At 68.3% G+C, this 14,844-nt stretch carries 23 protein-coding genes; 11 read left to right on the forward strand and 12 right to left on the reverse strand.

Annotated elements, in window-relative coordinates; genetic code table 11:
- Window positions 1-47 precede the first annotated feature (47 nt).
- Complete coding sequence (locus tag NDI65_RS11575; protein ID WP_004969113.1) at window positions 48-569, reverse strand: archaemetzincin family Zn-dependent metalloprotease; 522 nt, start codon at window positions 567-569, stop codon at window positions 48-50.
- Between the two features lie 39 nt (window positions 570-608).
- On the opposite strand from NDI65_RS11575, the gene NDI65_RS11580 reads away from it, so the two are divergent.
- From NDI65_RS11580 to NDI65_RS11590, 3 genes are read left to right on the forward strand one after another with little or no spacing between them, the layout of a single operon-like run.
- On the forward strand, window positions 609-1,052 hold the full coding sequence (locus tag NDI65_RS11580; protein ID WP_089779529.1) for a UPF0146 family protein: 444 nt from the start codon (window positions 609-611) through the stop codon (window positions 1,050-1,052).
- 58 nt (window positions 1,053-1,110) lie between these two features.
- Window positions 1,111-1,965 (forward strand): TIGR01548 family HAD-type hydrolase, encoded by an 855-nt coding sequence (locus NDI65_RS11585; protein WP_089779527.1) that lies wholly within the window; start codon window positions 1,111-1,113, stop codon window positions 1,963-1,965.
- Window positions 1,965-2,177: a hypothetical protein gene (locus NDI65_RS11590; RefSeq protein ID WP_089779525.1), complete on the forward strand. Its 213-nt coding sequence runs from the start codon at window positions 1,965-1,967 to the stop codon at window positions 2,175-2,177. Before NDI65_RS11585 ends, NDI65_RS11590 begins: the two co-directional genes overlap by 1 nt.
- 4 nt (window positions 2,178-2,181) lie before the next feature.
- Here the strand turns inward: NDI65_RS11590 and NDI65_RS11595 are convergent, their stop codons facing one another.
- Window positions 2,182-2,382 (reverse strand): hypothetical protein, encoded by a 201-nt coding sequence (locus NDI65_RS11595; protein ID WP_089779523.1) that lies wholly within the window; start codon window positions 2,380-2,382, stop codon window positions 2,182-2,184.
- A gap of 106 nt (window positions 2,383-2,488) precedes the next feature.
- On the opposite strand from NDI65_RS11595, the gene npdG reads away from it, so the two are divergent.
- Window positions 2,489-3,157, forward strand: a complete 669-nt coding sequence (gene npdG, locus NDI65_RS11600) for an NADPH-dependent F420 reductase (RefSeq protein ID WP_310893676.1) — start codon at window positions 2,489-2,491, stop codon at window positions 3,155-3,157.
- A 30-nt stretch (window positions 3,158-3,187) separates the two neighbouring features.
- Here npdG and NDI65_RS11605 read toward each other — a convergent pair whose 3' ends face one another.
- The 4 genes from NDI65_RS11605 to NDI65_RS11620 all read right to left on the reverse strand — a co-directional run bounded on the left by NDI65_RS11605 (window position 3,188) and on the right by NDI65_RS11620 (window position 5,893).
- Window positions 3,188-4,441: an MFS transporter gene (locus tag NDI65_RS11605; protein ID WP_089779519.1), complete on the reverse strand. Its 1,254-nt coding sequence runs from the start codon at window positions 4,439-4,441 to the stop codon at window positions 3,188-3,190.
- A 245-nt stretch (window positions 4,442-4,686) separates the two neighbouring features.
- Window positions 4,687-4,989 (reverse strand): phosphoribosyl-ATP diphosphatase, encoded by a 303-nt coding sequence (gene hisE, locus NDI65_RS11610; RefSeq protein ID WP_089779517.1) that lies wholly within the window; start codon window positions 4,987-4,989, stop codon window positions 4,687-4,689.
- Window positions 4,990-5,067: 78 nt separating this feature from the next.
- Window positions 5,068-5,676, reverse strand: coding sequence for a pyridoxal 5'-phosphate synthase glutaminase subunit PdxT (gene pdxT / locus NDI65_RS11615; protein WP_089779515.1), 609 nt, complete (start codon window positions 5,674-5,676; stop codon window positions 5,068-5,070).
- A gap of 52 nt (window positions 5,677-5,728) precedes the next feature.
- On the reverse strand, window positions 5,729-5,893 hold the full coding sequence (locus NDI65_RS11620; protein WP_007274930.1) for a preprotein translocase subunit Sec61beta: 165 nt from the start codon (window positions 5,891-5,893) through the stop codon (window positions 5,729-5,731).
- A gap of 238 nt (window positions 5,894-6,131) precedes the next feature.
- Between NDI65_RS11620 and trxA the strand changes: the two genes are divergently transcribed.
- The gene (gene trxA, locus NDI65_RS11625) at window positions 6,132-6,398 is read left to right on the forward strand and encodes a thioredoxin (protein WP_049917914.1); all 267 of its coding nucleotides are present in this window, start codon (window positions 6,132-6,134) and stop codon (window positions 6,396-6,398) included.
- 113 nt (window positions 6,399-6,511) lie between these two features.
- On the forward strand, window positions 6,512-6,658 hold the full coding sequence (locus NDI65_RS11630) for a 50S ribosomal protein L40e (RefSeq protein WP_004044485.1): 147 nt from the start codon (window positions 6,512-6,514) through the stop codon (window positions 6,656-6,658).
- 17 nt (window positions 6,659-6,675) lie between these two features.
- Here NDI65_RS11630 and NDI65_RS11635 read toward each other — a convergent pair whose 3' ends face one another.
- Window positions 6,676-7,056 (reverse strand): hypothetical protein, encoded by a 381-nt coding sequence (locus tag NDI65_RS11635; RefSeq protein WP_089779513.1) that lies wholly within the window; start codon window positions 7,054-7,056, stop codon window positions 6,676-6,678.
- A gap of 1 nt (window position 7,057) precedes the next feature.
- Entirely contained in the window at window positions 7,058-7,684 is a 627-nt protein-coding gene (locus tag NDI65_RS11640) for an MBL fold metallo-hydrolase (protein ID WP_310893677.1), read from the reverse strand.
- A 129-nt stretch (window positions 7,685-7,813) separates the two neighbouring features.
- Here NDI65_RS11640 and NDI65_RS11645 point away from each other — a divergent pair, with 129 nt between their 5' ends.
- Genes NDI65_RS11645 through NDI65_RS11655 form a run of 3 tightly spaced genes read left to right on the forward strand, consistent with a single transcriptional unit; the run spans window position 7,814 to window position 9,213 of the window.
- A complete protein-coding gene (locus NDI65_RS11645) occupies window positions 7,814-7,984 on the forward strand; it encodes a DUF5786 family protein (RefSeq protein ID WP_004044482.1) in 171 nt (56 codons plus the stop codon).
- Window positions 7,981-8,592, forward strand: a complete 612-nt coding sequence (locus tag NDI65_RS11650; RefSeq protein WP_089779509.1) for a DUF99 family protein — start codon at window positions 7,981-7,983, stop codon at window positions 8,590-8,592. Before NDI65_RS11645 ends, NDI65_RS11650 begins: the two co-directional genes overlap by 4 nt.
- Before the next feature lie 24 nt (window positions 8,593-8,616).
- Window positions 8,617-9,213, forward strand: a complete 597-nt coding sequence (locus tag NDI65_RS11655) for a uracil-DNA glycosylase (protein ID WP_089779507.1) — start codon at window positions 8,617-8,619, stop codon at window positions 9,211-9,213.
- A 27-nt stretch (window positions 9,214-9,240) separates the two neighbouring features.
- Here NDI65_RS11655 and NDI65_RS11660 read toward each other — a convergent pair whose 3' ends face one another.
- The 4 genes from NDI65_RS11660 to NDI65_RS11675 form a co-directional block, all read right to left on the reverse strand.
- A complete protein-coding gene (locus tag NDI65_RS11660; protein WP_089779504.1) occupies window positions 9,241-10,035 on the reverse strand; it encodes a DUF6498-containing protein in 795 nt (264 codons plus the stop codon).
- 72 nt (window positions 10,036-10,107) lie between these two features.
- Window positions 10,108-11,073, reverse strand: a complete 966-nt coding sequence (gene phnE / locus NDI65_RS11665) for a phosphonate ABC transporter, permease protein PhnE (protein ID WP_089779502.1) — start codon at window positions 11,071-11,073, stop codon at window positions 10,108-10,110.
- Window positions 11,063-11,866, reverse strand: a complete 804-nt coding sequence (gene phnC, locus NDI65_RS11670; protein ID WP_089779500.1) for a phosphonate ABC transporter ATP-binding protein — start codon at window positions 11,864-11,866, stop codon at window positions 11,063-11,065. Before phnC ends, phnE begins: the two co-directional genes overlap by 11 nt.
- 95 nt (window positions 11,867-11,961) lie before the next feature.
- The gene (locus NDI65_RS11675; protein ID WP_244878220.1) at window positions 11,962-12,819 is read right to left on the reverse strand and encodes a PhnD/SsuA/transferrin family substrate-binding protein; all 858 of its coding nucleotides are present in this window, start codon (window positions 12,817-12,819) and stop codon (window positions 11,962-11,964) included.
- A 449-nt stretch (window positions 12,820-13,268) separates the two neighbouring features.
- Between NDI65_RS11675 and hisH the strand changes: the two genes are divergently transcribed.
- Both hisH and pheA read left to right on the forward strand, forming a co-directional pair.
- The gene (hisH, locus tag NDI65_RS11680) at window positions 13,269-13,928 is read left to right on the forward strand and encodes an imidazole glycerol phosphate synthase subunit HisH (RefSeq protein WP_089779496.1); all 660 of its coding nucleotides are present in this window, start codon (window positions 13,269-13,271) and stop codon (window positions 13,926-13,928) included.
- Window positions 13,929-13,982: 54 nt separating this feature from the next.
- Window positions 13,983-14,789 (forward strand): prephenate dehydratase, encoded by an 807-nt coding sequence (gene pheA / locus NDI65_RS11685; RefSeq protein WP_089779494.1) that lies wholly within the window; start codon window positions 13,983-13,985, stop codon window positions 14,787-14,789.
- Window positions 14,790-14,844: the final 55 nt, after the last annotated feature.

A 14,844-nucleotide genomic window follows, 5' to 3' on the forward strand; every position in this document is an offset into this window, starting at 1 on the left:
GGTGCCGAGACGAGAAAAAGGGTGAGACGGTGTTCGTGCCCTGAGAACTAGTGGACGAGCCGACTGCAGGTGCCGCAGAGGTTCTCTTCTTTCACGTCGACCTCGCGGACCGTCGGCGAGAAGGACATGACGCACTTGTTGTTGTCGCAGTGTTCGAGGCCGAGGGTGTGGCCGATTTCGTGGACGACCTCCTTTCGCACGCGGTCGGACAGCACCTCGTCGGCGGGCTTGTTCGTGATGCCGCCGTCAGTGGAGGTCTGGAGGCGGTACGTGGAGATGACGGAGCCGTTGCCGTTGAGGTACGCGAGGCCGAAGACGTAGTTTCGGCGGCGGTAGTAGAGGTCCTTCTCGGTGATGCCGATGTTCTTCTCGCCGCGTCCGATGCGACTCGCGAGTTCGATGAACTGCTCGGCCCGGTACTGGTTTCGGCTCCGGTCGAACGCGCCCTCGGGAATCGCCTGATTCGAGTGGACGGTCACGTCGCAGTCGTAGACGGAGCGGAGTCCGGCGGATGCCTCCCGCTTGACGGCCGCAGAAATATCCCCGATAGGCACGATATCGACGAGCATGCGAGGGATTAAGCGGGGGCGCTTCATAAATATCCCGACGTGGAAAAATCGCTGCGCGACGCGCTCGTCGCACGGTTATCCGACTTCGACCGCGCGGTCGAAGTCGGGGTCGGTCGGGAGTCCTCGACGGCGGTCGCCCTCGCCGACCGCGGGGTCGACGTGGTCGCCGTCGACGTGCACGACTTCCCCGTCCCCGACGGCGTCTCGTTCGTCCGCGACGACGTGTTCGCCCGCGCCGACGCCTCCGACCTCGGCCCCTACGCCGACGCCGACGTCGTCTACGCCCTGAACCTTCCCGTCGAACTTCACCGGCCGACCGCCGAAGTCGCCCGCCGCGCCGACGCCGACTTCCTTTTCACCACGCTCGGCTACGACGAGCCGTCGATTCCGGTCGCCCGCGAGTCGCTTCCGGGCGACACGCTGTACGTCGCGGAGCGCGGGCGACCGGGGCGACCGGGGCGACCCGGTCGGTCCCGAGAGTAACCGCGACCCGCCCGGTCCCAAGAGTAAGGCACTTGCCCGCTCGTCGCGCCGTTCCGGTATGCACGCGGACGCTGTCGTCCTCGATATCGACGGAGTGCTCGTCGACGTCGCCGACTCCTACCGGCGCGCCATCGTCGAATCCGTGGACCGACACTACGGCACGACCATCACCCGCGACGAGGTCCAACTGTTCAAGGACGCCGGCGGCTTCAACAACGACTGGGAACTGACGTACGCGGCGGCGCTGTACGTCCTCGCCGCCCGCGAGACCGACCTGTCGGTCGCCGCGTTCACCGACGAAATCGAGGCCCGCGGCGGCGGCCTCGACGCCGCCGAGGCGACCGTCGAGGCCCTGTGTTCCGACCCGAGCGTCGTTTTCGACGAGTGGGACCCCGAGGCGCTCCGGCGGACGTTTCAGGCGCTCTACCTCGGGAGCGACCTCTACCGCGACCTCGAAGGCGGCGAGCCGCCGTTCGAGGCCGCCGGCTACATCCACGACGAACCCGTGCTCCTCCGTCAGGAGACGCTCGACGCCCTCGGCGACCGCGAACTCGGCGTCGTCACGGGTCGGCCCAGCGCCGAGGCCGACATCGCGCTCGACCGCGTCGGCCTCGACGTGGCCGACGACCACCGGTTCACGATGGACGACTGGGAGGAGGGCAAGCCCCACCCGGCCGCGCTCGTGACGGTCGCCGAGCGCCTCGGTGCCGAGTCGGTCGTCTTCGTCGGCGACACCCTCGACGACGTGAAGACGGCGCTGAACGCCGACGCCGCGGACCCCGACCGCGTCTACTACGGCGTCGGCGTCCTCTCGGGCGGCCTGACCGGCGACGACGGCCGACAGAAGTTCGCCGAAATCGGCGCGGCCGCCGTCGTCGAGGACGTGAACGAGGTTCCGGACCTGCTCGACTGATGGGACACCTCCGCGCCTTCGTCGTCACGCTGCTCGCGCTCGACGCGCTCGTGGTCGTCGTCGGGACGTACCTCCTCCCGCCGGACCCCGTCACGCAGTTGTTCCTCGTCGGGCCGCTGTTGCTTTTGGCCCCGGTGGTCGCGTGGTGGCTCGTCTACCGCGACGGCTTCGAGCGGGTGCAGTCGCTCGTCGAGTCCGACGACGACGCCTGACGCCTCACCCCGATCGACCCCCGAACCGCGCGCCGAGGTCGTCGACCAGTTTGACGGAGACGTACACCGGGAGCACCCATAGCAGCGCGACGCAGAAGACACCGAGCGCGGTTCCGAGGACGCCGTCGATATCCGGCCCGGTTCCCATGAAAATCAGCACGACGAACCACAGCGTCAGCGCCTGAAAGTACCTCGACTCGTTCACGCCTTCGTGACAGCCCTTTGAACTTATAGCTCTGTTCCCTCCCGAACACAGGCAGAACCGACCGGTCGCACAACCCTTTAGGTCGGTTCGGTCCGGAGGTGTGAGTATGCGAATCGCACTCCTCGGTGGGACCGGCGACATCGGCGAGGGCCTCGCCCTCCGCTGGGCCTACCACACCGACCACGATGTCATCGTCGGGTCGCGCGACCCCGACAAGGCCCGCGAGAAGGCCGACGAGTACGAGACCGAACTCTCCAGCCGCGGCCGCGACGTGAAGGTAAACGGCTTCACGAACGAGATGGCCGCCGACCGCGCCTCCGTGGTCGTCCTCGCCGTGCCGCCGTACCACGTCTCCGACACCGTCGAGGCCGTCGCCGACTCCCTGTCCGAGGGCGACGTGCTCGTCACGCCCGCGGCGGGCATGAAGCGCGACGACGACGGCTTCCACTACCACCCGCCGAAGGCGGGGAGCGTGACGGCGCTCGTCGCCGACGCGGCCCCCGACGACGTGCCGGTCGTCGGCGCGTTCCACAACCTCGCGGCCGGCCGACTGGCCGACCTCGACGCCGACCTCGGCATCGACACCCTCCTCGTCGCCGACGACGAGGACGCGAAGGAGACGGTCCGCCTGCTCGCCGAGGGCATCGACGGCCTCCGCGCGCTCGACGGCGGCGGCCTCGCCAACGCCTCCGAAATCGAGGGCATCACCCCGCTTCTCATCAACGTCGCTCGGAACAACGACGGCATGCACGACCTCGGCATCCAGTTCAAGTAGCGCCGTCCGACCCGCGTCTGAATCCCGTTTTCACGATAGTTCCGACCGCGGCACCGTCGCCGCCTCTCCGTAGAGCGTCCGCGCCACGAGCAGTCCGACGACGGCGACGAGCGCGACGCAGGCGAGGTACTCGACGCGGAAGCCGACCACCTCGGCCAGCGGGACGGCCACGAGCGGGCCGAGCGTCGACCCCGAGTCGCCGAAGACGTTGTAGACGCCGCCGAGTTTGCCCACGTCGTCGGCCGGGCTGAGGTCGCCGAGGTAGGCCAAAAGCGGCGGGTTCGACCCGCCGACGCCGACGCCGATGAGCGCCACGCCCGCGAGCGTCGAGGGGAGCGTCGGCACGAGCGCCAGCAGGGCGAACCCGGCCGCGAGGACGCCCAGCGCGGGGAGCGTCAGCGCCGCGCGGTTCGACAGGCGGTCGGAGTACCGCCCGACTGCGAGCGTCGTGACGCTCGACGCGACGACGCCGACGGCCATCACGACGCCGCTGACGCCGGCCCCCGAGAGACCGCCGAGCGAGATGTCGTTCGCCGTCGCGTACAGCACGGCCGTCGAGAGGAGGACGCCCGAAAACAGAAAGCGGACGGCGAAGTTGACGGTGCCGACGGTGAAGATGCGGACGTCGGAGCCGACCAGTCGCGGCACGTCGCGGAGCGAGCTCGCCGCCGTCACGTCGGTCTGCACGTCCGGGAGGACGGAGATGGCGACGAGGGCGGCGAACAGGCCCGCGCACCCCGCGACGGCGAACGCGGTGGCGTAGCCGAACGCGTCGGTGACGAGGCCGCCGACGACGAGACCCGCGGGGAAACCGAGGCTCTGCCCGCCGCGCATGTAGCCGACCCACTTGCCGCGGTTTTCGCCCGAGGTGACGTGCGTGATGGTGCTGAACGCGCCGACGAAGACGAACGCCGAGCCGACGCCCCAGCAGGCCCGCGACAGGAGGAAGACGGTCGCGCTGTCGAGCGGAATCGGACCGGGGTCCAGCCCGAGGACGTAGCCGAACGGCGACAGCCCCTGCACGACGAACCCGGCTATCATCGGCCGGCGCGTCCCCATCCGGTCGAGTATCTGCCCGGCGGGCGTGTTCACGACCAGTCGGGTGAACCGGTTCGCCGAGAGGATGAGGCCGACCACGAACGGCGTGATGCCGATGATGGGGCCGAGCGTCGGGAGCGTCGGGAAGGCGACGCCCGCGCCGACGCCGCCGAAGAAGACGCCCGCGATGAGGCTCCCGGCGACGAACTCGACCGACGGCTCGTCGCCGCCGAACAGCCGACTCACGCGGCCGACCCTCGGGAGGCGGGCGCGGCGCGATGTGACGTGACGTGCGAGAGAGTGGACCGGCGGATACGAGTTCGAGGGGCGTGCATCGAGAGAGTGCGCTATCGTAAACGCACGCTCTTGGTGTTTTGCAATCGGGCCGTCTCGTCCGGGAACCGCGGCCGGTGAGGGGCGGCGGTCGCAGTCGCAATCGAAGTCGCGGCCGCGGTCGCAGTCGCGTTCGCGGAAGACGGTCGCCCGGCCGCTCAGAACCGCGTTTTCAGCTCTTCGCGGAGGTCGTCGAGCGAGGCGTCGTTCATCGACAGCACGACGAGCAGGTGGTAGACGAGGTCGGCGCTCTCGTAGAGCAGTTCCTCGCGGTCGTCGTCCTTGGCCGCGAGGATGGTCTCTGTGGCCTCCTCGCCGAGCTTTTCGAGGACGTAGTTCTCGCCTTTCTCGTGGGTGAAAAGCGTCGTCGTGTAGGAGTCTTCCGGGAGGTCGGCCTTGCGCGACTCGATGGTCGCAAAGAGTTCGTCTAAGACCTCGTCGGTCGGGGTGTCGGCGTCCATGGTCGCACGACGGACGGGCGCGGAAAAAGACCCTCTGGTTCCGGCGGGCGACGGTCACTCCGCCAGTTACTCGGCCGCTCAGGCGTCGGCTTCGACCGCCAGTTCGTCGAAGAACGCGAGGTCGTGGAGGCGGCTGTCGGGCGTCAGTTCGGGGTGAAAGGAGGTGCCGACGACGGGACCGTCGCGGACCGCGACGGGGTTGCCGTCCCACTCGGCGAGCACCTCCACGTCCTCGCCGACCTCGTCGATGAGGGGCGCGCGGATGAACACCGCGGGGAACGGCGAGTCGAGGCCGGCCACGTCCAGCGGGGCCTCGAAGCTGTCGACCTGCCGGCCGAAGGCGTTGCGGTCGACCGTCGCGTCGAGGAGGTCGAGCGTGGTCACGCGGTCGTCCTTGGCGTCGCGGGAGGCGACGATGAGGCCGGCGCAGGTGGCGAGGACGGGTTTCCCGGCGTCGACGTGGGCGCGAATCTCGCCGGCGATGCCCTCGCGTTCGAGGAGTCGGGAGATGGTCGTGGACTCCCCGCCCGGCATGAGCAACACGTCGCAGTCGGGGACGAGGCCGTCGCTTCGAATCTCGACGATTTCGGCGTCGACGCCGTGAGCGTCGGCGGCCCGCTCGACGGCGTCGGCGTGCTCGGAGACGTCGCCCTGCACGGCGACGACGCCGGCGCGTAGCGTAGTCATGGACGGGTCTCGGGAAGCCGCAGACAAAAAGCGTCCGCTCGGCGGTCGGCGGTCAGAACGCGAGCGAGTTCAGCACCAGCACACCGATGCCGAACAGCGCTCCCGCGGCGAAGACGGTTTTGGGGTCGATTCGAATCGCGTTGCGGTCCTCCGCGTCGAAGTAGCGGACGAGGCCCGCGCTCGACATCAGACCGCCGCTGTTCTGGCCCTTGCTCATGTTCCACCGTCCGTGCGTCCGCCGCCTAAACGTTTCGGCTCGCTTCGGAGCCGCGTGGCGCGCGGTCGGGGCGCTCGCCCGAATCGCCGGCAAACGCGCCTCTCTTCGACCCGGTTCGCGGGCGTCTCGGCGCTCGACGACGCTGAATCCGTCCGTAACGCCCGGACGGACAACTGGAGAGCCGCGGGCCCATGAGTAATCCTTATGCGCGGGGACGGGCAAGATGCGTCGGGATACGATGACTGTTCGACTCTTGGACTTCTACGCGGACTGGTGCGGCCCTTGTAAGACGCAGGACCCGATTCTCGACGAACTCGAAGGCGACTACGAGAGCGTCGAGTTCGTCAAGGTCGACGTCGACGAGGAGCAGGACGTGGCCAACCAGTATCAGGTTCGCTCGCTTCCGACGCTCATCGTCGAGAACGACGACGGCATCGTCGACCGCTTCGTGGGCGTCACCCAGCGCGACGATATCGAGTCGGCGCTGAGCCAGGCCGGCGCGTAAGCGCGCCGCGGACCGCCGCGTTTTCCGACCCATCCGGACGCCCGCCGAGCGCCCCGCGAGCGCCGGCGGCGTGTCTCGCAAGCGTTATACGACCGGCGGCGGGACTCGTATGCATGGCTAGTGACGCTGCGACGAAGCGGACGCTCGAGAAGCAGATTTGCATGCGGTGCAACGCGCGGAACCCCCAGAAGGCCAAGCAGTGCCGCAAGTGCGGTTACAAGCACCTTCGACCCAAGTCGAAGGAACGCCGCGCCGCGTAACCCCGTACGCTTCTCTCTCAGGCGTCTCGCCGATACAGCGCGAACAGCACCGCGAGCAGCGCGAGCTGGACGAGTTTGTCCGCGACGCCGCCGATGCCGAAGATATCCGGCCAGTTGAGCGCGACGTAGAGGACCACCTGCCCGGCGGTGAAGGGGATACCGAGCAACACCACCCGCGAGCGGAGGCGCTCGTCGCCGCGGAGGACGCCGACGATGCCCGCGGCGAACCCCGCGGCGGCCCCGATGAACGCGATGCCGAGCGGGTCGGCGAGGTTCGCGGCCAGCGCGCCCGCCCCGAGTACGAGGTGAATCACGCCCGTCACGGCCGCGAGGCCGACGCCGACGTAGTGCAGTCGCGTCAGGTCGCCGTTCCGTCCGCCCGCTGCGTCGGTCGCCATCTCACTCCTCCGGGTACTTCGGCTCGCGCCGCTCCGCGCGTTCGATGGCGCGTTCGAGCGCGTCGCGGACGGTGTCGCCGCCGGCCTCGTTCTCGAAGGGGTCGCCGTGGCCGGCGTACAGCGCCTCGACCGTCGAGGGAAGGCGGTCTGAGAGCGTGTGCAGGCTACTGATGAGGCGCTCTCGGGACTGCCCCGGCATGTCGGTGCGGCCGAAACTGCCGTCGTCGAACGCGCCGTCGTTGTAGACGAACACGTCGCCGGAGAACAGCGACCGCCCGCTCACGAGCGAGACGTGGTCGTCGGCGTGGCCGGGCGTGTAGACGACCTCGAACGACTCGTCGCCCATCTCGACGTGGTCGCCGTCCCCGAGTTCGTGGGTCCGAAGCGGGTGGTCGGCGTAGGCGTACACGTCGGGGTCGAACCGCTCGACCACCGCGTCGAGTTCGCCCACGTGGTCGGAGTGCTGGTGGGTGACGACCACCGCGTCGAGGTCGTCGGTGTGCTCGGCGACGACCGCCTCGACGCCCGGCATCGTCCCGGCGTCGACGAGGACGGTTCGCTCGCCGAGGACGAGGTAGGCGTTGCAGGTGAACGTCTCGGCGTCGGCGGTGACTGAAACGACTTCCATACCGCCTCGTACGCGCCCGACCGGAAAAAGTCGGGCGGACGAGGCGTCCCCTGCTCGCGCGAATCGCCCCCGAACATCGGGCTCGCGCGACAAATCCTTTTTGGGGCTCGGTCGTGTACGTATGACTGTATGGGATTTGGGAGCTACGACGAGTCCGAACAAGGAGACCAGAACGTCGACTTCGACGAGGAAGACGGCGTCACGACGAGTGAGGAGAAACACGAGGGCGAGGTCGATTTCGAAATCGGCGCGTCCAACGACGAACTCCTCGACCGGCTCCAGGAGATTAAAGACGAGTGAAGCCGGGGTCTCGCGCCCTCGGGGTCGCGGAATCCTACTCCGGGGCGGCGCGCGCACCCACAGACGACGCTGACGACGCTCATTTTTCCACAGACCCGTCTCCGGAGAGCGTCCTCTGCGGCGCGGTCGTTCGCGCGGACCGGGTCGTCGACGGCCTCGCCTTCGAGACGTGCGCCGTCGGCGGCGACGACGCGACCGACGCCATCGACTCGCTGTACGCCTCCCTCGACCGGGAAGACGTGCGCTATCTGCTCGTCTCCGGCATCGCCCCGGCGTGGTTCAACCTCGTCGATATCCGCCGCCTCGCCGCGGCGCTCGACCGCCCGGTGTTGTCGGTCTCCTTCGAGGAGAGCGAGGGGCTCGAATCCGCGCTCACCGAGCAGTTCTCGGGCGCGGCGCTCGACCGGCGACTCGCCGTCTACCGCGCGGCCCCGCCCCGCCGACCCGTCGAGGTGAACGGCGAGACGGTGTTCGTCCGGGCCGCCGGCTGCGACGACGACGAGGCCGCGCGGGTTGTCCGCGGATTTACCCCGTCCGGCGGCCGCCCCGAGCCGATTCGCGTGGCCCGGATGGCGGCCCGCGCCGCGCGACGCTTCGCCGGGGATTAAGCCGCCCCCGCCCTCCAATCGGGTATGGAACACATGGAGGGCCTCTGCGTGACGGGCTGTGAGCGATGCCCCGAACTCGTCGACTCGCGGAGTCGCATCGTCAACGGGGTCGGCCCCGACGACGCCGACCTGCTCTTCCTCGGCGAAGCGCCGGGCGCGAAGGAAGACGAGGGCGGCGAGCCGTTCGTCGGTCGCTCCGGCTCCGTGCTTGACGACGCGCTCCGCGAGGCCGGACTCGCCCGCGCCGACGTCCGCATCACCAACTGCGTGCGGTGCCGCCCGCCGGACAACCGCGACCCGACGAGCGACGAGCTATCGAACTGCCGGGGCTACCTCGCCCGCGAACTCGAACTCGTCGACCCGGAGCTAATCGTCACGCTCGGGAAAGTCCCCTCACAGCACCTCCTCGACCGCGGCGTCGCCATCACGAACGAGTCCGGGTCGGTCGTCGACGCCCGCGTCGGCGACGCCTCCTACCGCGTCCTCCTCTCGGTTCACCCCGCGGCGACGCTGTACGACCGGAGCCAGCGCGAGGGCTTCTTCGAGACCATCGCGCGCGCCGCCGACCTCTCGGGGCTCGCCGACTCCGCGGACGGACAGGCCAGCCTCGGCGACTTCTGAGCGCGGCGGGAGAGCGTTCTCCGGGCCTCAGGCAGACGCGTCGCCGACCTCGATTCGCTCGCCGGCCGACCCACCGTCGCGGTCGGCCCGTTTTTCGGCGCGGGCGTGCTCTCTGAGGTGTGCGCCCGCGTCGAGCGCCGTCTTGACGACGACCATGACGACGAGCGCCGCGGCGGGCGCGCCCGAGGCGGCGACGAGGAACGCGCCGAGGATGATAGTCAGATGGAGGACGATGACCCGGCGGTACGGTTCGGACATCTGTTTGCCGGGCGAGACGCTCCGGTACTCCTCGCGGCCGACGAAGTTGACGGCGAACGACCCGCCGTGGCTGAGGAGCGTCGCGCTTGCGGCGAGGAGCACCGCCCCCAGCGGGACGCCGCTGACGCCGCCGACCGCGCCGGCCCCTGGCGCGAAGGCGTCGAACGACCAGACGAACACGCCGTGGACGACCCAGAAAATCCCGTAGTGCATGGCGAAAAACCCCGCGATGGGGACGTTCGAGGGGTAGAGGTGAAAGCCGTCGCGGGGCGATTCAGGCGGCGAGAGGTCCACTCGTCGGCCGTTGACGGTGGCGTTGATGCTCGCCCCGCCGCCGCCGCGGCCGCTGGCGGCGAGAATCTTGGGGACGTTCAGGAGGCCGACGACGCCGCTTTCGAGCCAGTAGGCGACGAGGAGCGCCTTCAGGCTCCAGTCGAACCAGACGACGCCGACGAGCGGGACGAGGTTTGCGACCACGAGCGCGGCGAGGGCGACCGGCGAGGAGACGGGATGCGACCCCGAGGCGGCGGACGGCGGCGACGAGGTGGAACGCGGCGACGACATGGGCTACGCTGTGAGACGCGGGGGTGCGATAAAAACCGTACCGCGGGCGAACCGCCGAGCCGGGTCGCCGCGTTACTCCCAGATGGAGCGGGCCATCCGCTGGGGGAACTCGACGACGAGTTTGAGGAGGCTCGTCCCCTCCTCGTTGCCGCGGATGTACGACCGGACCCGCTGGCTCACGAACTCGACGGAGACGACGAGCATGAAGATGACGAGAATCGTCGCCATCATGTTCGTGTACCTGAACAGTCCGCGTTGGGTCTGGAGCACCTGACCGAGCCCGCCGCCGCCGATGAGCCCCATCGTGACGCCGATGCGGACGTTGATTTCGAGGATGTACATCGTCCACGCGATGAAGGGCGTAAAGACCTGCGAGAGCATCCCGAAGACGACCTTCTGGGGGCTGTTCGCGCCGGTCGACTCGATGGCCTCTATCGGTCCGTCCTCGACTTCTTCGAGGGCGTCCGTGAACAGGCGACCGAGGTTCCCCATCGTGTCGGTCCCGATGGCGAGCGTCGCCGTGAACGGCGAGACGCCGCCGAGGGGGATGTAGATGAGCGCCCACACCAGCGCCGGGATGGCGCGGATGACGCTCATCGTCCCGCGGAAGATGAAGTTGAACGGGTAGGGCGTCACGCGCTCGGAGCCGAGGACGCCGAGGATGAGCGCGCCGGGGATGCCGAGGACGGTCCCGGCGAACCCCATCGCGAACGTGACGAACACCGCGCCGAGAACGGGGTTGCCGTCTTGGAACTGGAGGAGGAGGTTCCGCTCTTGGATGAACGCCCAGTACTGGCTGACGTCGACGAAGGGGACGACGCCGAACAGCGTCCCCGGCGGGAAGAAGTCGCCCAGCGCGTCGGTGAACTCCGGCCAGTACTCGACGATTTCGCCGACGGAAAAGCCCACCTCGCTCAGCGCGTTCGTGAAGAACCACGCGAAGAGGACGAGGACGACGACCGAAAACAGCAGTCTGACTCGCTTTGCGATCTGGATGTTCCGCAGCGCGTCCTCGATTCGGTCGGTATCAGTACTCATGTGACCTCGCTCCGCTCGTGGCGGCCGCGTTGTTCTCGGGCGGGCCGTCGGCCCGTTCTTCGCGGATGGCCTCCGTCTCGATGTCGCCGTAGATGCGGTCGATGACGTCGACGTTGAAGTCCTCGCGGTAGCCGTCGAAGACGATCTGTCCGTCTTTCATCCCGAGGAACCGCTCGCCGAACTCGCGGGCGATGTTGACTTGGTGGAGGCTCGCGATGGTCGTCAAGTCGCGCTCGTCGGCCGCGTCGCGGATGTATCGCATCACCGTCTCCGCGCTCGCGGGGTCGAGGCTCGCGACGGGCTCGTCGGCGAGCAGTAGGTTCGGGTTCTGGACCAGCGCGCGGGCGATGCCGACGCGCTGTTGCTGGCCGCCGCTCATCTTCCCGGCGCGCTGGTTGGCCTCGTCGAGCAGCCCGACGGTTTCGAGCGCGCGGAGCGCCTCCTTCTTGTCGTCGCCGTCGTACAGGCCGAGCAGGCTGCCGAGAAACGAAGTCCGGCCGAGTGCCCCGGTGAGCGCGTTGCTGTACGCGCTCATCTGTCCGAGTATGTAGTGTTGCTGAAATATCATTGCCACGTCGTTTCGAGGTCCCATCACGTTCGCGTCGTCGATGGTGATCGACCCGCTCGTCGGGCGAGTGATCCCGTTGAGACAGCGGAGGAGGGTCGACTTCCCCGCCCCCGATTGCCCGAGGACGACGACGAACTCGCCGTCCGGGATAGTGAACGAGACGTCGTCGAGGGCCGTGACATCTCCGTAGGATTTGCTGAGGTTCGTTACTTCGATCGTACTCATTATCGTGTCTGTCGCGTCGCGTGGTTCGCGTGCGGTCGAAACCGTTCGTCGGGTATCGACCGCACGGCACGGGAACAAAACCGGGGAGTTCGCTCTTACTGACCGAGCGTGACGCCGAGTTCGTCGAGGACTTCCTGAACGGGCGCGTAGTCGTCGACGGACCCCTGGTCGACCCCGGTAAACCAGAGCTGTTGGTCGTCGCTGAGGTCCTCGTTGATGAGGTCCTCCTCGGTCACGTTGAGCAGCGCCTCCTCGATGTCGTCGTACAGCCCCTGGTCCATGTCGGTGCGGCCGAGAATCGGCGCGCGCGGGATGGGGTCGGAACACGAAAGCAGTTGCAGTTCGGGCGACTCCGTCCCGAGGTCGCCGTCGTTTTCGGCGGACATTTCGAGGAACTGCTCCGGGAACTGGTCTTCCGGGACGTGCGGTGCCGTCGAGAACGCGCCCGTGCCGGCGGCGACGACGTCGTCGCGGTTGACGAGCGTCTCGCGGGCCGTGGAGTGGTCGGAGAACTGCGCCTCGAAGTCCGCGGGGTTGCCGTCGGGGGCGCCGCCCGTGTCGAGTCCGGCTTTGCTCAGCATGTACAGCGGGAACAGCGACCCGCTCGTCGAGAGGCGGTCGGCGAACGCGACCGTCTCGCCTTCGAGGTCGGTCAGCTCTTCGATGCCGCTGTCGGGCGTCGTCGTGATGAGAGAGAAGTACCGCGAGGCCCCGTAGGCGATGCGGATTCCGATGACCTCGGTGATGCCCTCGTTGCCGCCCTGAATGGCGATTGCGGGCGCGGCGTCGGCGATGTCCGCCTGTCCGCTGTCGAGCGCCTGCAGCACCGCCGCGTAGTCGGCCGCCACGGTGGATTCGACCGTGACACCGACTTCGGACTCGATGTAGTTGAAAAGCGGCTGATACTGCGCCTCCACGTCCACGTCCGACTCCGCGGGCGTCAGCGCGAACATGATGGACTCCGGCGATGACTCGGTCGACGTCGTCGTCGCCTCGGTCTCCGAGGGCTCCCCCGACTCCGCCGTTGTCGTCGTCGCTTCCGAGCCGTCGTCGCCACCCGTACATCCACTGAGCGCCGTCAACCCCGCGACGCCAGTGACTCCTGCCGTTCTGATGAATTCTCGTCTACTCGCCATTGAACTCGTTTTATGATTCCGACACTTGTTGTTAAGATTTGCTATTTTTTCTCTATATTTGTATTGAATAGAAACGGGTTTTCCCCGGTTGCGGGCTCTATCGCCCCAGCGAGCGCCCGTGAAGTCTTCGCGTCCGGACTTCGGACCTCCCCTCACGGGACGGGTCGGGAGCGCGCAGCAGAATTGTGCGGCCGGTCTCCGACGGCTCTCGCGGAGAACTCACCCCGAGGGAAAGTCACTTTGCTCCCCTCTGCGGACCATTCGATATGAGCACGACACAGCCGCCCGAGGAGACCCTCGCCGACGTGGTGATGGTCGACTACGGGCTCGGAAACCTCCGGAGCGCCATGCGCGGACTCGAACGCGCGGGGGCGAACGTCGTCATCTCCGACGACCCCGCCGACTTCGACGACGCCGACGGCATCGTCCTCCCGGGCGTCGGCGCGTTCTCCGAGGGGATGGAGAACGCCGGTCCGTTCCGCGAACCGCTCGCCGAGGCCGCCGCCGACGGGACGCCCGTCTTCGGTATCTGCCTCGGAATGCAGATGCTGCTCACCTCCTCGGAGGAGGCCGACCACGCCGGCGAGGGCGAGGTGGAGGGACTCGACTTCATCCCCGGCCGCAACGTCCGGTTCGACGAGGGACAGAAGGTCCCGCACATGGGCTGGAACGAACTCAACGTCCGGCGCGACCACCCGCTCGTCGAGGGCGTCGACGGCGAGTACGCCTACTTCGTCCACTCGTACTACGCCGACCCCGACGACGAGCACGCGGTCGTCGCGTCGACCGACTACGGCGTGGAGTTCCCCGCGGTCGTCGCCAACGAGGCGGGCACCGTCTTCGGCACGCAGTTCCACCCCGAGAAGTCCGGCGAGACCGGGCTGACCATCCTCCGCAACTTCGTCGAGTTCTGCGCGGAGCGATAGGCCGAATCTGCCTTCCCCGACGGTCTTTTGTCGCCGCTTCGTGAAGGGGCGTCCATGCAGGCAGTCACGCTCGGTCCGGCGGGCACGTACTCCCATCGCGCCGCCCGCGCGGTCGCCGACGACGTCGCCTTCCGAGAATCGGTCACCTCTATCGTCCAAGCGGTCGCCGACGGGTCGTTCGAGCGCGGCGTCGTCCCCATCGAAAACAGCATCGAAGGGAGCGTCACCGAGAGCCTCGACGCCGTGGCGAACTCGGAGGTGAGCGTCGTTCAAGAAATCGTCACGCCCATCCGCCACGCGCTGTTGGCCCAGAGCGCGAACTTCGACGTCGTCGCCAGCCACTCCCAGGCGCTCGCGCAGTGTCGGTCGTACCTCGACGAGAACTACCCCGACGCGAAACTCGAAGCCGTCGCCAGCACGGCCCGCGGCGTCGAGCGCGCCCGCGCCGACCCGACGGTCGCGGGCATCGGCCACCCGGATAACGCGGGTGACGACCTCGAAATCATCGCCGAGGACATCCAAGACCAGTCGTCGAACGCCACCCGGTTCCTCGTCATCGGCCCCGAGTCCGCGCGCTCGGACGCCGGCGGCAAGAGCTCGCTCGTCGTCTACCCGAACGCGAACTACCCCGGCCTCCTGTTGGAACTGCTCGAAGCGTTCGCCGAACGCGACATCAACCTCTCGCGCATCGAGTCGCGCCCGAGCGGCAACCGCCTCGGCGACTACCTGTTCCACATCGACGCCGACGCCGGCCTCTACGAAGAGCGGATGCAAGGGGCGCTCGAAGAAGTCGAGGGAATCGCCAGCAACGGTTGGGTCCGCGTCCTCGGGTCGTACGACACGCGACACGTCCTGTACTGACGCCGAGTCGGCCGCGACGCCCCCCAAACGCGCCCCGCCCGGTCGCTCTCAACGT

Origin of the sequence: Haloferax sp. S2CR25, assembly GCF_031624535.1 — an archaeon.
In the GTDB taxonomy this organism is placed as follows: Archaea; Halobacteriota; Halobacteria; order Halobacteriales; family Haloferacaceae; genus Haloferax; species Haloferax massiliensis.